Below are 14,194 nucleotides of genomic sequence, written 5' to 3' on the forward strand. Positions count from 1 at the left end.
CACACGGCCATGGTCAATGCTCTTCGTGCGAACTGGCGCAATGACTGATATCGGGCGCAACGCTGCGGTGAGTGCAGCCGGCGGGGATGGCATATCCTGCCGAATTCTGAAAAAGCTGCTGCAAGCGAGAGCAAGGGCGGCGGCCAACCGACCGTTGGCCACCGCAATTTCCCATGATCAGAAGGGATAGTGTTGTGCCGGATCTTCGATGGTGATCCAGCGCAGATCCGTGAATTCGGCAATAGCCGCCTTGCCGCCGAAACGGCCATAGCCGCTGCCCTTCACGCCACCGAACGGCATTTGCGCCTCGTCATTCAAGGTCGGGCCATTGATATGGCAGATACCGGACTGGATACGGCTGGCGACGGCAAGCGCCCGCTGCACGTCGCGGCTGAAGACGGCGGACGAGAGGCCGTATTCGGTATCGTTGGCGACACGCACGGCCTCGTCCTCGTTTGCCACGCGGATGATCGGCTTTACCGGCCCGAAGGATTCTTCGGCGTAAACGCGCATATCCGGCGTGACAAAATCAAGCAAGGTCGCCTCGACCACCGTGCCGGTGCGCCTGCCGCCAGCCACCAGTCTGGCACCCTTGGCCTGCGCGTCCGCGATCAGCTCTTCCATCTTCTTCGCCGCCTCCAGGCTGATCAGCGAGCCGAGGACGACATGGCCGCGCGGATCGCCTGCGGGCAGAGCCCCGGCGCGCGCGGCAAGCTTGGCAACGAAAGCGTCGGCGATCGCCTGATGCACGATGATACGCTCGGTCGACATGCAGATCTGGCCCTGATGCATGAAGGCGCCGAAGATTGCCGCATTGACGGCGCCATCGATATCCGCATCCTCCAGCACGACCAGCGGCGCCTTGCCGCCCAGCTCCAGAAGAGCAGGCTTCAAATGCTTGCCGCTCAGCTCCGCGATGATCTTGCCGACCTTGGTCGATCCGGTGAAGTTGACGCGACGGACGGCTGGGTGGGCAATCAGCGCTTCGACGATCTGAGGCGCATCCTCGGGCGCATTGGTGATGACGTTGATGACGCCGGCAGGCAAGCCGGCCTCCGTGAGTGCCGTTGCGATCAGCCGCTGTGTGCCGGGGCACTGTTCGGAAGCCTTCAGGATCACGGTGTTGCCGCAGGCGATCGGCATGGCAATCGCGCGCGTCGCAAGGATCACCGGCGCGTTCCAGGGCGCAATGGCGAGGCAGACACCGGCCGCCTGGCGCACGCCCATGGCGAGCGTGCCCGGCTTGTCGGATGGAATGATCTCGCCGCCGATCTGCGTCGTCATCGCCGCAGCCTCGCGCAGGATATTGGCCGCCAGCATGACGTTGAAGCCTGCCCAGGGTGCCGTTGCGCCCGTCTCCTCCATCATCAGCTTCGTGAACTCGCCGACCTTCGCATCCATGATGTCGGCCGCCTTCGCCAGGATCGCGCGCCGCGGGCCGGGGCCGGTGCTCGACCAGCTGGAAAAGGCATTGGATGCCGCCTCGATCGCGGCGGCGACATCCTCAAGCCCTGCTGCCGGCGCCGTGCTGGCCAGCTCTCCCGTGAAGGGATCCAGGCGGTCATAGGTCCGCCCGCTGGCCGCCGGCCTGTCAGCGCCATTGATGAGAAGCGAAATGTTCATCTCTTGTCTCCTGATGAGGATGCTATTTTAAAAACCGAGCACGTCGGCATTGATGGAGGCCTCCAATCCGCCGTCAACCGGAAGATTGGCGCCGTTTATCCAGCGCGCGCCGTCCGAGCACAAGAACAGGATTGCAGGCGCGATATCGGCCGACGTCCCGGCTCGACCGACCCGGGTGATATCGCTATCGACACGGGCATCGCCGAGCACTGCACGGAACTGTTTCAGGATCGGCGTCTCGACCGGCCCCGGACTGACGGCGTTGACGCGAATGCCGCGATCCTTGAAGCGTGGCTGGTGCGCGGCACGCATCGTCCAGAGCAGAAGCAGCTCCTTGGAGAGCGGATAGCCCTCCTCGTTCTTCAGGCCATGGTCGCTGACGAGAGACGCCACATCCGGAAAGCCTTCGATGCCTGTCAACGTCTTCGCCCTTTCCAGATTGGCGCGCCAGCCATAGCCGGCGATCGAGGCGACATTGACGATCGCTCCACCCTCGCGCAGGCGAGGCGCGACGGCTTCCGAAAGGGCGCGAAGGCCATAAAAATTGACCGCCAGCGCCGCCGTGACGCCGGTGCTTCCGGAAAGTCCGGCGACATTGGCCAAGGCATCGATGCGATGGGGCAGCTGCCTGACGATCTCCTGAACGCCGGCCGCGGTCGAGATGTCTCCCTTGATGAAGAAGCCGATACCCGCAGACGGTTCGCGGATGTCGACGCCGATGACGTCGGCACCCATTTGCCCCGCAAGCTCGGCGGCGCGTGCACCGATACCAGAGGCAACGCCGGTAATGAGGATGGTCTTGCCGAAAAGCATGATTTCACCTTTCTCGTGAAACGCGACGCAACCGCCGCTACTGTTTATCCTGGGAGAGATCCGAGACCTTCAGCCGGTAGCCGACCGGCAGAAGCTGCAGATCGAAGCGTCGTTCGATTTCGCCCCACAGGCCCCGCGGCACATAGAGAGAAAAGAGGACGGCCGTCGCACCAAGGCCGACCAGATACCAGACCCCTGCTCCGCCGAAGACGGTCTCGATGACGAAGAAGAGGACGGCGCCAAGGATCGCGCCTTCGAACTTGCCGATGCCGCCGACCAGCACCATGAAGATCATGTAGGCGGTCCACTGCACGCTGAAATAGGTCTTTGGCTGGAAGGTGACCGCCGTTGCCAGCCATAGGCCGCCGGCAACGGCGATGCCGAACGCCGCCAGCACGAAGAGCAGCCGTTTCGTTGCAGCGACCCGGACGCCGACGGAGGTTGCCGCGTCTTCGTTGTCGCGGATCGCCTGCATGGCAGCCCCTGCCCGACTGCGCAGCAGAGTAAAAAGCGCGCCAAGCAGGACAACCATGGCTGCCAGTGCCAGCCAATAGATCAGCACCCGCCGCGTGCCGCCGTCATAGGCGTTCAACGAGATCAGCGAGGTTCCGGTTTCCCCCTGAATGAGCCGATCGAGATTGACGAGCAAATGGGCAAGCTCGGCGAGCACCCACATGCCGATGGCAAACTCGCCTCCCTTCAATCGCAGCATCAGCCAGGAGAGCGGCAGCGATATCGCACCGATGACGAAAGCAGCGGCAATGAGCGAGGCAAAGGGATCGAGCCCCGCATCCGCCAGCCGAATGGTGAAATAGGCGCCAAGTCCGAAGAAGATCTGCTGCCCGACGGAAACGAGACCGCCAAAACCCGCCAGCGCATTCCACATCGCCGCCAGGATCACGTAGATGAAGAGAGCCGTCATGCGATCAGTGACGCCGGCGCTCGATATGGCAGGCAAGGCGGCGAGCAGCCCGATTGCCACGATCATCGCAGCCAGGGTCAGCCGCGAGGATGCGGTCCAGCGCTCGACGGATATTCCGGGTGTGATCATGCTCATGACGGGCTCCGAAGAAGCGTGCGGATTTTGCCAAATCCGGGAAGGCCAAACTGGTGTAACCGAACGAAAAGAACGAGAAGGAAGGCGATATGGCCGCCGATCAGGAAGCCCTGCGGATGGACTTGAGCGCCGATCGATTGCGCCAGCCCGAGCACGATGCCGCCAAGCAGCGTTCCCCAGAGCGAGCCGGCGCCGCCGATGACGGCCGCCTCGAAGGCAAATAGCAGCTGCGGGCCGCCCGAATAGGGATTGAACGTCGCCCGCATGGCAAGGAACGCGCCGGCAATGCCGACCGTTACCATGGTGATAGCGGTCGCAATGGCGTTGACGCGGCGCGCATCGATGCCGACGAGGCCGGCCGTATCGGGGTCCTCCGCCGTGGCACGGATGGAACGGCCCATTGCAAATCGGCTGAGGAAGAACTGCAGGGCGCCGATGATGACGATCGCCGCCACCATCATAAGGACGGCCAGCTTGCCGACGAAAACGTGCCCTGGCAGTTGCCAGGAGGCATAGGATAGATTGCCGATGAAGGGAGCAAGCGAACGCGTATCCGCCCCGAATTGCTCGAACAGCAGGTTGTCGATGACGATCGACAGGCCAAAGGTCGTCAGAATCGGCAGCAGCGTCCCTCCCCGGGCGCTGCGCTCCAGAACGAAGCGCTGCAGAAGCCAGCCAAGTGCGGCCATGACCGGCAGGACGATCAGCAGGCCGGCAAAGGGTGGGATGCCGAGTTTCGATGCCAGCAACCAGAGGCCATAGGCGGCAACGACCGCAAGGCTGCCATGCGCGAGGTTGATGACGCGCATGACCGAGAACATGAAGGACAGGCCGCAGGCAATGACCGCATAATAGCCGCCGAGCAGGATGCCTTGAATGAGGGTATTGATCACGAGACGCTCCTTTCGGCTGTCGCCCGGTGCAGGCCGAAATAGGCCTGGGTCACCTCCGCGCGAGTCACCCCACTTGCCGGCCTGTCGAGTACGATCCTTCCCTCGAGCATGCAGATGATGCGGCTCGCGACGGTCATGGCACGCGCCAGATCCTGCTCCACAAGCACGATGGTCGTGCCCGATGACAGGAGGCCCTGTAGCTGCTGGTAGACCCGGTCGACCACAAGCGGCGAGAGGCCGAGCGAGACCTCATCGATGAGAAGAACGTCCGGATTGCTCATCAGCGCCCGGCCGATTGCGGTGGCCTGTTGCTCGCCGCCAGACAGATGGCCAGTCTTGGCGTGCCGGCGCGGCTTCAAATTCGGAAAGGCGTCGAAGATCCGCTCGATCGTCCATTCGCCCTTGCGGCCGGCGCTTTTACCGAGCAACAGATTTTCCTCCACGGACATCTGCGAAAACAGCCGCCGTCCCTCCGGCACCAGCGCAATGCCTCGGGCGATGCGCTTATGCGAGGGAATGGCCGTGACATCTTCGCCATCGAGCAGGATCTGACCGGATGCCGGCAAATGCGCGCCGGCGATCGAGCGCAGCAGCGTCGTCTTGCCGGCGCCATTGGCGCCAACAAGGGCAAGCACCTGCCCTTTGGCGAGATCGAAACTGACGCCGCGCACCGCTGGCAGCAGCCCGTGACGGACATCGAGATTGCGAAGGGAAAGAATGCTCATGCCGGCGTTCCTCCAAGATAGGCACGCACCACTTCGGCATCGCTCATGACGGCCTTCGGATCGCCATCGGCGATGATCCGGCCGGCATCCATGCAGACCAGCCGTTCGACGACCTGCAGCAGGACATGGACGATATGCTCGATCCAGACGATGCCGATGCCGCGTTGCCTGAGCTCGAGAATGATGCCGACGAGTTCACTTGCCTCGCCGTCCGTCAATCCGCCGCCGATTTCGTCGAGAAGCAGCAGCCGGGGGCTGGTCGCAAGCGCACGCGCCAGTTCCAGCCGCTTGCGATCGAGCAGGCCGAGCGTGTCGGCGCGGCGATTGGCAACACCCAGCATGCCGCAAAGCCGCAAGGAATCGACGACGCGCCCATAGACCTCATCGCAGCTTGATGCCTTACCCTGTGAGGCGGCGACAAGGACATTCTCGAATGTCGTCATTCCGCCGAAAGGTTTTGGAATCTGATGCGTCCTGACAAGTCCAGACCGGCAGCGATCTGCCGCCGCCAGGGCGGTTACGTTCCGTCCGTCGAAGGCGATCGTTCCGGCGTTCAACGGAAAGGCTCCCGCCAGCGCGCCCAGCAACGTCGTCTTGCCTGCTCCGTTCGGGCCGACGATGCCGACCGCCTCGCCGTCTCCCATGGAAAAGTCGATGTTTTCGAGAACCACAAGCGCCCCGAAGCGCTTGTGGATGCCTCTGGCCGACAGGAAATCCTGCCCTTGCCTCTGTCGTTCTTGCCGCTGCACGATAGCCTTACCCGTTGTAAGCGATGAGTTTGGTCCCCACAGGCACGTTCGGATCGGTGGCGTTTTCCGTCACGACATAGTCGAGCGCGAATTTCGAGCCGGAAGGTGCCTTGACCCATTGCGTGCCGATGATCGGGCCGGGAGAGACATTGGCGACGGGGCCTGCGGTGAAATCCACCTTGCCGGCAATCGTCGTGGTCTTCAGCGTGCTCAGCGCCTTGGCGACAGCCTCCTTGCTCTTGACGTCGGACGCTGCCTTCAGCGCGTCGAAGCCGGCGTCGAGAAGCGAAAGGCTCGCGCCAAGCTGTTGCGTCCATTGCTTGCCGCTCGCCGCCTCGTAGCCATCGGCAAGCTCGGGCCCGGATACGCCTGTCAGCGCCGACTTGTAGGGAAAGGCCTTGTGCCAATAGGCAGCGCTGGCGATATTCACACCGAGATCGCCAAGCGCCTCGATGTCGGAAGGGAAGAGCCCGGTCTTGGCGACCTGGCAGATCTTGATCTGCTGGATGAGGCCCTGCTGTGCGGCCTGTCGCCAGAAGGCCGCAAAGTCGGGCGGGATCGGGAAGCTGTTGAAGATCTCGACGCCTTCCTGCCGGAAGAGCGCGATCTGCGAGGAGAAATCCGTCGTCCCCGTCTCGTAAGCGCCGGGATCGACGATGGTGAAGCCGGCCTTGGCAAGCGCCGGCGCCAGATTGGCGCGGATCGCGTTGCCATCGGCATCGTTCGGATACATGACCCCGACCTTCTTGTTGGTCTCGATCAGGTTCCATTGCGAGACGTATGTCTTCAGGAATTCGCCGACGCCGAAACCGAAGTGATAGGTCCATTTGAACGGGGATGGCGCACCCGGTTTCGCGCCGCGGCCGAAATACCAGGCTTCCCACGGCATGACCGTCGACAGGCAGGGCACGCCTGCCGCCTCGCACGCGTCGGCAACCGGGTTGATCGTTTCCGGCGTCGACACCACCAGCATCAGATCAATGGCCTGATTGTTGATCAGATCCTTTGCCAATTGGCCGGCTCGCGACGGGTCGGACTGCGTGTCACGGTCGACGATCTCGACCTTCCAGGTCTTGCCGCCAGCCTGGAGTCCGCCCGCCAATGCCTTTCGCGCAAGATCGAGAACATAGCCGTCGGTCTCGCCGAAGCCGCCGAGCGGTCCCGTGCGCGGGCTGATGAAGCCGACCTTCAGCGTGTCGTCGGCAGCAAAGGCTGCACGCCCGCCCAAGGCCAATGCGGTCGCGCCGGCCGCAGCCACGGTCATGAAGTCACGCCGCGTCAATCCCGCACTCAAAATCTGCTCTTTGAAACCAGTCATGCGATTTCCTCCCTCTTCCTCGGAGTCCTCTTACCCCGTGTTCCCTCATGATCCGTCGCGGCTCAGATCGGATAGTCGCGCCTGCCCGAGGCAAGCGTGACCCAGCGCAGCTCCGTGAATTCATCGATCGCCGCCTTGCCGCCGAACCGGCCGTAGCCGCTCGATTTGACACCGCCAAAAGGCATCTGCGGTTCGTCCGCAACGGTCGCTTCATTGATGTGGCAGATGCCCGTCTCGATGCGCCGAGCCACCGAGAGCGCCTGATTGATGTCGCGGCTGAAAATGGCTGACGACAGGCCGTATTCGTTGTCGTTGGCGACGGTCACCGCTTCGTCGATGCTGTCGACGCGAATGATCGCCGCGAGCGGCCCGAAGCTCTCCTCGCGGTAGATCCGCATGGCCGGCGTGACGTGATCGATGATCGTTGCGTCGATCAGCGTGCCGCGCGCCTGGCCGCCGCAAACGACGAGCGCACCCTTCTGCGCGGCATCCTCGACCAGCATGCGAACGCGCCTTGCGGCTTCGGCCGTAATCATCGTTCCGAGCGGCGTGTTCCCGTCGCGTGGATTGCCGGCAATCAGCGTCTGGGCTTTCGCCTTGAATTTCTCGACGAATTCATCGGCGACCGCCTCCATGAGGATGATCCGCTCCGTCGACATGCAGATCTGGCCCTGGTTCATGAAGGCGCCGAAAGCGGCAGCCCGCACCGCCTCGTCAATATCCGCATCGGCGAGTACGATGAACGGCGCCTTGCCGCCGAGCTCGAGAAGGCAGTGCTTGAGATGGCGCGCGGACGCTTCGGCGATCAGCCGCCCGACGCGGGTCGAGCCGGTGAAATTGATCCGGCGTACCGCCGGATGCGCAATCAGCGCCTCGACGATGGCGGCGGCATCCTTCGGCGCATTGGTAACGACATTGACGACCCCGGGAGGAAATCCCGCCTCCCGCATGACATCGCCGATCAGGCAGTGGGTCTTGGGACAAAGCTCGGAGGCCTTGAGAATGACCGCATTGCCGCAGGCAAGCGGCATGGCGATGGAGCGCACGCCAAGGATGATCGGCGCATTCCACGGCGCGATCCCCAGGCAGACGCCGGCCGGCTGCCGAACGGCCATGGCGAGGCGTCCGGCCTCGCCGGACGGTATGATCTCGCCGGCAACCTGCGTCGTCATGGCACCTGCTTCCCGCAGGATATCGGCAGCAAGACCACAATTGATCCTGCCCCAGAGCGGGGTCGCCCCGGTTTCGCCAACCATCGTCTCGACGAATTCGGCCGTGCGGGCTGTCAGAATATCGGCCGCCTTGTTCAAAAGCGCCCGTCGCTCGCTGGGCCCAATGTCGGACCAGATGGGAAATGCCGCGGCGGCCGCGTTGGCAGCATATGCCGCATCGGCCAGGGAAGCCGCGGGCGCAACGGTTGCAACATCGCCGGTCGCGGGATCGATGCATTCGAATGTCGACGCATCCGACGCATCAAGTGCTTCGTCATTGATCAGCAGTTTCGCGATGAACATGGCGATTATCCGCTCTCCGGCAGGTCATGCCTGCAACGATCTGAATGGGAAAAGGCGCGCACGGATCGACGCGGCCGGGATGCAGCCTCGCCAAACATATGTTCCGTGTGAAAACCTCCTCCCAAAGGCCCATGAGAGGAGATTACGCGGTTGGAGCGGGCTTTGAATGTGATTTTCTGGGTTAATATTGTAAATATCTGGCAATCATGTCACGCTCCGGTCATGTCATGCAAAGGAGGATGGATTGGTTTCGGATAGCGGCATCCATCTTCACGCTCGTGGGGAATGGCGCGAGCCGTCGCTGACGCATCGCACCATTCGTTTTCAGAAAGGTCTCTACGCCCAGTTTCATCACCTCTTCCTGTTGAAGGCGGGTAAAGCGACATTCGTTCTGGATACAGAGGAAGAGAGAAGCCTACAGGGACCGACCCTCGCCTACCTCCCGCCGCAATCGCGATGCGAGCTGCATATGGCGGCAGGGGCTGCCGGCTTCCTTGTCGGCGCCTCACCGCAGATCATGGTCGATGCCATCGGCGACCGGGCGGAATCCTACGCGCTCAGGATATTCGGCGAGCAGGCCTGGTTCATGGCCGAACCGAATATCGACGCGGTTAACGAGATACAGCCGCTCACAGCCGGCTTCGTTCGCGAACTGGACGACCCATCGCGCGCCTCCTGGATGGCGATTACAGCCTATATGCGACTGATCCTGATGGCGCTTTGGCGCGCCGGCGGCGCGGAGACCTTAGAGCAGCGCGGACGCGGCGGCAATGCATCGATCCTGCAGAGATATCGGCAGCTTGTGGAAGCCTGGTTCCGGCAGCATCGGCCGATGACGGACTATGCGCGCGAGCTCGGCGTAACCACCGACCGGCTGCATGCCATCTGCCGGAACGCGCTTGGCCGCTCGCCAGTGCAATTGCTGCACGAACGGGTGGTGCAGGAGGCAAAATTGCGATTGGAGCGCTCGGCCCGTACGGTGCAGGAAATTTCGGACGGGCTCGGCTTTCGCGACCCCACCTATTTCAGCCACTTCTTCAAGAGGAAAACCGGCTTTTCGCCGGCCGCCTATCGCAACGTCGCCCGCAAGAGCGAGGTTGCCGAAAGCACCTTGTCATCAGGCTATGCCGACTGGCCTTGACGTCAAGCATCGGAGCTGGTCAGACGATCAGCCCTTTCATCGGCACGACGTGATCGGATCCGGGGAAGACATCGCGCGCCAAGACCACGGAAGATGCGCCTAGCAGATCGACCGCGATGCCCTTGACGACGGCGCGCAGGTCCGTGGTGGCGGCAAGATCACGGCCGTCGCGCAATTGCGCCGGTTTCAGACCGGGCCAATCGGCAATCACCCGGCCGCCCCTGATCGCGCCACCGGCAAGAAAGGCGGTCGTTCCTGTGCCGTGGTCCGTGCCTTGCGTACCGTTGACCTGAGCCGTGCGACCGAATTCGGTCGCAACGAGGATCGCGGTATCCTTCCAGGCGGAACCGAGCTCCTGCTGGAACGCAGCGAACGAATTGTCGAGACCCACAAGCAGTTTGTTCAGCCGATCCACCTCGCCGGCATGGGTGTCCCATCCCTCGAAGGCAAGTGCCGCGACGCGGGGACCATCGTTCTGCGCCAGCAGACGGGCCGCGCCTCTGGCCATCTGCTCCATGCCCGTGGGATCGCCCGGGCCGCCCCGCGCCTTGACGTCGAGACCGGCGGCGATCTTGCCGGTCGAAATACCCTCGGCAAGAATTTTCGCAAACAGCGGGTCGGTGTGATTGTAGAGATCCATGAGGCGCGGTGGCAGATCGTCGCTGACCGGCTGCAGGTTGGATGGCGACCAGCCCAGAACCGGCGCCTTGCCGCGAATGACGAGCGGTGCATTTGCGCCAACGGACAAGCCGCGAATCTGCGATGCGGCGGGCGAAACCTTGTCGCCCTTGGGCAGCCCCTCCAGCATCCGGTTCAGCCAGCCGGACTCGACACGGCCTGGCGTCTCATAGCCGGATTCCAGCACGTCCTGACCGTCGAAATGCGACCGGTCGCGATAAGGCGTTGCGCTGGCATGCACGACTGCCGCCTGACCTGCGCGATAGAGCCGGTTAAAGTTCGGCATCGACGGATGGAGCGCAAAGAAGCTGTCGAGCGGCAGTGCGGCGTTAGGGCCGCTTGTGGTCATGGCGATCGACTGCCGCAGCATCTGATAATCGGGGTCGCCAACGGGGGGCACCGCCGTCAAGCCATCGAGCGCGCCGCGCAGGATGATGGTGATGAAGCGCGGATCGCGTCCACCGGCGGCATGGGCAAAGCGCGGGATGAAGGCCCAGGCAAACAGGGCGCCTGAAGCGCCCAGCACGGCACGACGGGTGGGTGTCATGAGTTCACAGGTCATCGTCAGCGCCTTTGGAATTCGGGGGAAAGATAAGCGATCACCAGCCCTTGCTTGCGGGTCTCGGCACGCGATACGGCTTGGAGCGTTTCACTTGAAAGAAGCGGCCCCAGGCAATCGGAGACGAAACGACGCGGATCGACCTGGGGCGGCACCGCATTCGCGATCATGTTGGCGACATCCATGCGCATGCCGAGACCCTCGCTGGAGGCCCAGGCGTCGGCGGTATCGGCAAAGCCGTTGGGCCCGGCAGGCGCCCAGAACGGCTGGCCCATCGCCGTCAGGGTGCCGAGGATGACGTTCGGTTTCGGCGTCTCGCCACTTGCCCGTAGAAGTGCGGCCATGAATTCCAGGGGTGAGCGAACCTTTGAGAGCGTCGGGTTCCACGCATCCTCGGAGCTGACCAGGGCGCGATAGACCGCCGATAAATCGCCGTCCGTCTTGCTGAAGGTCGCAGCAACAGTCTGGACAAGCGCAGGCGGCGGGATGTCAGCGACGAAATGCCGGACGAGCTTGGTGGCGATATGTTGCGCGGTGGCAGAGTGGCGAGCAAGGTCCCGCAACGCTTCCCGCCCCTGTTCGACGCCCTTGTCCGCATAGGTCAGGCCGAGCAGCGTCTTGTCACCGGGTTCATGAGCACCCGCGTTGAAAACGAAGGTGCCGGACGCACCGAGCTTGCCGTCGGCGCGTGCTACGGTCCAGCCGGTGATGATCCCGGCAAGCGTCGTCACGTCGGCCTGCGTGTAGCCACCATTGACGCCGAGCGTATGCAGTTCCAGCGTCTCGCGGGCGAGATTCTCGTTGAGACCGCGCTTCTTATTGGCATTGGCTTTCGAATTGGGACCGATCGACTGCTGATTGTCGAGATAGCCGAGCATCGCCGGATGCGTCTCGACGGCGAGCAGCATGTCGGCGAAACGACCGAAGACATGCGGCCGGATGGCTTCGCGCTCGAAGGCGCCGGCAGCGATATGAACCTCCTCGCTCTTCGACACGGCAACCGCAAAATGATTTGCCCAGAACATGGCGAGCCGCTCGCCGAAGCCGATCAGTGGCTGCCGGATGGTGCCGTTGAAGCGGGCCTCCACCTCGGCCAGCAGGATCTCCTGAGGAAGATAGGGTATCGAAGGCTTCTCCACCCTCTCAACCGCCTTGCCGACCGCCACAACCATCGCCTCATTGCTCGGCGGAGCTGTCATGGTGTCCGGTGGCTGGGCCGATGGCTGTCGCGGTCCCTGTGCCGGCATGTCCCGCGGCATGGCGTTGACGGCGGTTGCGGCCTGTTGTTGCCTCGCCTCTTTGCGCTGTTGCTGGAATGCGTACAGAGAAACCAGAAGATCGGCCGTGGACTGAAGCTGCGGCCCGACCGGAATCGGAACGAAGCGCTCCGTGATCTCCTCCATCAATGCGCCGCGCGGATCCGAGGCGATTGGTGCGATGCCGTTATGGTCTGCGCCTAGCCCAAATCGAGAAAGCGCGAGCGCGGCATTAACATCATTCGATTGCTGAGCCATGTTCCTGCCAAATCCTGCATCAAACATACTCCTTCAACGTGAGCGCCCTTCCGATCCGTCGCTCGGCAAGTATGATCATTTTGTGGCAGCGGTCCTCGGTACGATGCGCCGCACCAGGCTTGCGGCAAGCGCACGGCGCTCGTCGTAAGAGAGCGTTGCGGCAAAATCGACGGCGCGCTGTTCAAGCTTTGTGCGCAACGCAAAATCAGCGTTCCGGGCTCGCGCCAGCGCCGCGGCGAGCTCCTCCGCGTTGAGAGTCGGCTGACCGAGGATCGAGGCGGCATCGACCTTGGCCTGCTGCGCCTCGAGGATGGTCTCGTGTTCGTTCTTGCGCGCTTCGCTCAATGCCGCACGCAGGGCCCTCCGCTGCAACGACGGCAATTGCTCGCCGGCGAGCGGCATCATGCCGGCACGCATTTGCGTCTTGCGGATCCACGTCAATCCACCGCCGGCCAGCGCGCCGATCAGAAACGTGTTGAGCACGAGCAGTGATATGACCACTATGCGAAAGCTGCGATCCGTCATTGGCTATCCTGCACTATGGCCGCGTCCGGCCCGATATCGCCGAACATGGTTGCGGTTCCCTCGGAGGCGACCGAGGTATCGGATGTCAGGCCGGGCGTCAGCACGGCAATAGCGATGCTGCCGGCAAGCGCACCGGCGATGCCGACACCGACAAGGCCGATGCCGGCGGAGCCAAAGCGGAACCAGTTTCGGATCGTCAGGCGGCGAGCGAGCTTTGCCAGAACTTTCTCTTCCAGACCGACGTCGCTGTGTTTGACGACATAGGTGTCGAGCAGCGCATCCAGGCCGGCTGCACGCGCAAGCGCTTGGGACGCGCCCGGGCTCCTTGCAAAATTCCGCGCGGTCGCACGCTCTGCCTGCGGCCAACGACCGATATCGCCTCCATAGGCAGCAACCAGCGTCTCGAATCTCTCGGCATTCATAGGACCCGCGATATTCTCAACCATCGCCCTCTTCCCTCAACAAAAGCAGTTGCAACGCGCGTCTTCCCCGCGCAAGCAAGCTCTCCAATGCATCGATGCTGACATCCATGATCTCGGCCGCCTCGGCATTCGACAGTGTCTGATAATAAACCAGAACGATTGCCTCCCGCTGCCGGGGCGCGATCATCTGCATGGCTCGCTCCACACGCCGGAACGGATCGTCTTCACTCAGCAGGCCCGCATCCGGCGCCGGCCCTTCATATTCGATCTCGGGCGGATGCTCGGCCAAAACGTCCTTGCGCCGCCTCAGGCGGTCGTAGCAAAGATTGATCGCAACCCGGTGCACCCAGGTGCTGAAGCGGGCATTGCCCTGCCGCCAGCCGCCGGCCTGCCGCCACACCCGTAAAAGCGTCTCCTGCGCCACATCCTCGGCCTCGGTCGCATCGCCAAGCATGCGGGTCGCGACCGCCACGATACGCGGCAACTGACGCGCCACCATGGTACGCATCGCCGGAGCGTCGCCGGCGGCGATACGTCCGAGCAGATCCTCATCCGGGTCGCCACTCTTGGGGGCGCGATCCCATTTCATCGGCAGTCGCCACCGTTGCGGTTTCGTACGATACGGGCTTCCCGCATCTGTCCCAGGCTTTCGGTTGGCAACCA

General features: G+C 63.1%; 14 protein-coding genes. 1 reads left to right on the forward strand and 13 read right to left on the reverse strand.

What is annotated here, in order from left to right; all coding sequences use genetic code 11:
- Positions 1-177: 177 nt before the first annotated feature.
- The 8 genes from ACQZ6J_RS20345 to ACQZ6J_RS20380 form a co-directional block, all read right to left on the reverse strand.
- Complete coding sequence (locus tag ACQZ6J_RS20345; RefSeq protein WP_449085375.1) at positions 178-1,623, reverse strand: aldehyde dehydrogenase; 1,446 nt, start codon at positions 1,621-1,623, stop codon at positions 178-180.
- A gap of 27 nt (positions 1,624-1,650) precedes the next feature.
- Positions 1,651-2,436: a coniferyl-alcohol dehydrogenase gene (locus ACQZ6J_RS20350; protein WP_449085376.1), complete on the reverse strand. Its 786-nt coding sequence runs from the start codon at positions 2,434-2,436 to the stop codon at positions 1,651-1,653.
- A 37-nt stretch (positions 2,437-2,473) separates the two neighbouring features.
- Positions 2,474-3,493: a branched-chain amino acid ABC transporter permease gene (locus ACQZ6J_RS20355; RefSeq protein ID WP_449085377.1), complete on the reverse strand. Its 1,020-nt coding sequence runs from the start codon at positions 3,491-3,493 to the stop codon at positions 2,474-2,476.
- On the reverse strand, positions 3,490-4,386 hold the full coding sequence (locus ACQZ6J_RS20360; RefSeq protein WP_449085378.1) for a branched-chain amino acid ABC transporter permease: 897 nt from the start codon (positions 4,384-4,386) through the stop codon (positions 3,490-3,492). The genes ACQZ6J_RS20355 and ACQZ6J_RS20360 overlap by 4 nt, the downstream gene beginning before the upstream one ends.
- Positions 4,383-5,111: an ABC transporter ATP-binding protein gene (locus ACQZ6J_RS20365; RefSeq protein WP_449085379.1), complete on the reverse strand. Its 729-nt coding sequence runs from the start codon at positions 5,109-5,111 to the stop codon at positions 4,383-4,385. The genes ACQZ6J_RS20360 and ACQZ6J_RS20365 overlap by 4 nt, the downstream gene beginning before the upstream one ends.
- Positions 5,108-5,860 (reverse strand): ABC transporter ATP-binding protein, encoded by a 753-nt coding sequence (locus ACQZ6J_RS20370; RefSeq protein WP_449085380.1) that lies wholly within the window; start codon positions 5,858-5,860, stop codon positions 5,108-5,110. The genes ACQZ6J_RS20365 and ACQZ6J_RS20370 overlap by 4 nt, the downstream gene beginning before the upstream one ends.
- Before the next feature lie 7 nt (positions 5,861-5,867).
- Positions 5,868-7,178 carry an ABC transporter substrate-binding protein gene (locus ACQZ6J_RS20375; RefSeq protein WP_449085381.1) on the reverse strand — a complete coding sequence of 437 codons (1,311 nt, stop codon included), beginning with the start codon at positions 7,176-7,178 and terminating at the stop codon, positions 5,868-5,870.
- Between the two features lie 62 nt (positions 7,179-7,240).
- Positions 7,241-8,692 (reverse strand): aldehyde dehydrogenase, encoded by a 1,452-nt coding sequence (locus ACQZ6J_RS20380; protein WP_449085382.1) that lies wholly within the window; start codon positions 8,690-8,692, stop codon positions 7,241-7,243.
- 244 nt (positions 8,693-8,936) lie between these two features.
- Here ACQZ6J_RS20380 and ACQZ6J_RS20385 point away from each other — a divergent pair, with 244 nt between their 5' ends.
- On the forward strand, positions 8,937-9,833 hold the full coding sequence (locus ACQZ6J_RS20385) for an AraC family transcriptional regulator (protein WP_449085383.1): 897 nt from the start codon (positions 8,937-8,939) through the stop codon (positions 9,831-9,833).
- Between the two features lie 19 nt (positions 9,834-9,852).
- Here ACQZ6J_RS20385 and ACQZ6J_RS20390 read toward each other — a convergent pair whose 3' ends face one another.
- The 5 genes from ACQZ6J_RS20390 to ACQZ6J_RS20410 all read right to left on the reverse strand — a co-directional run bounded on the left by ACQZ6J_RS20390 (position 9,853) and on the right by ACQZ6J_RS20410 (position 14,120).
- Positions 9,853-11,073, reverse strand: coding sequence for a DUF1501 domain-containing protein (locus ACQZ6J_RS20390; protein ID WP_449085384.1), 1,221 nt, complete (start codon positions 11,071-11,073; stop codon positions 9,853-9,855).
- Positions 11,074-11,075: 2 nt separating this feature from the next.
- Positions 11,076-12,584, reverse strand: coding sequence for a DUF1800 domain-containing protein (locus tag ACQZ6J_RS20395; RefSeq protein ID WP_449085385.1), 1,509 nt, complete (start codon positions 12,582-12,584; stop codon positions 11,076-11,078).
- Positions 12,585-12,659: 75 nt separating this feature from the next.
- On the reverse strand, positions 12,660-13,109 hold the full coding sequence (locus tag ACQZ6J_RS20400) for a periplasmic heavy metal sensor (protein ID WP_449085386.1): 450 nt from the start codon (positions 13,107-13,109) through the stop codon (positions 12,660-12,662).
- On the reverse strand, positions 13,106-13,555 hold the full coding sequence (locus tag ACQZ6J_RS20405) for a hypothetical protein (RefSeq protein ID WP_449085387.1): 450 nt from the start codon (positions 13,553-13,555) through the stop codon (positions 13,106-13,108). Before ACQZ6J_RS20405 ends, ACQZ6J_RS20400 begins: the two co-directional genes overlap by 4 nt.
- Complete coding sequence (locus tag ACQZ6J_RS20410) at positions 13,548-14,120, reverse strand: RNA polymerase sigma factor (protein ID WP_163988755.1); 573 nt, start codon at positions 14,118-14,120, stop codon at positions 13,548-13,550. Before ACQZ6J_RS20410 ends, ACQZ6J_RS20405 begins: the two co-directional genes overlap by 8 nt.
- Positions 14,121-14,194: the final 74 nt, after the last annotated feature.

The sequence above is a fragment of the Rhizobium sp. A37_96 genome (assembly GCF_053521765.1).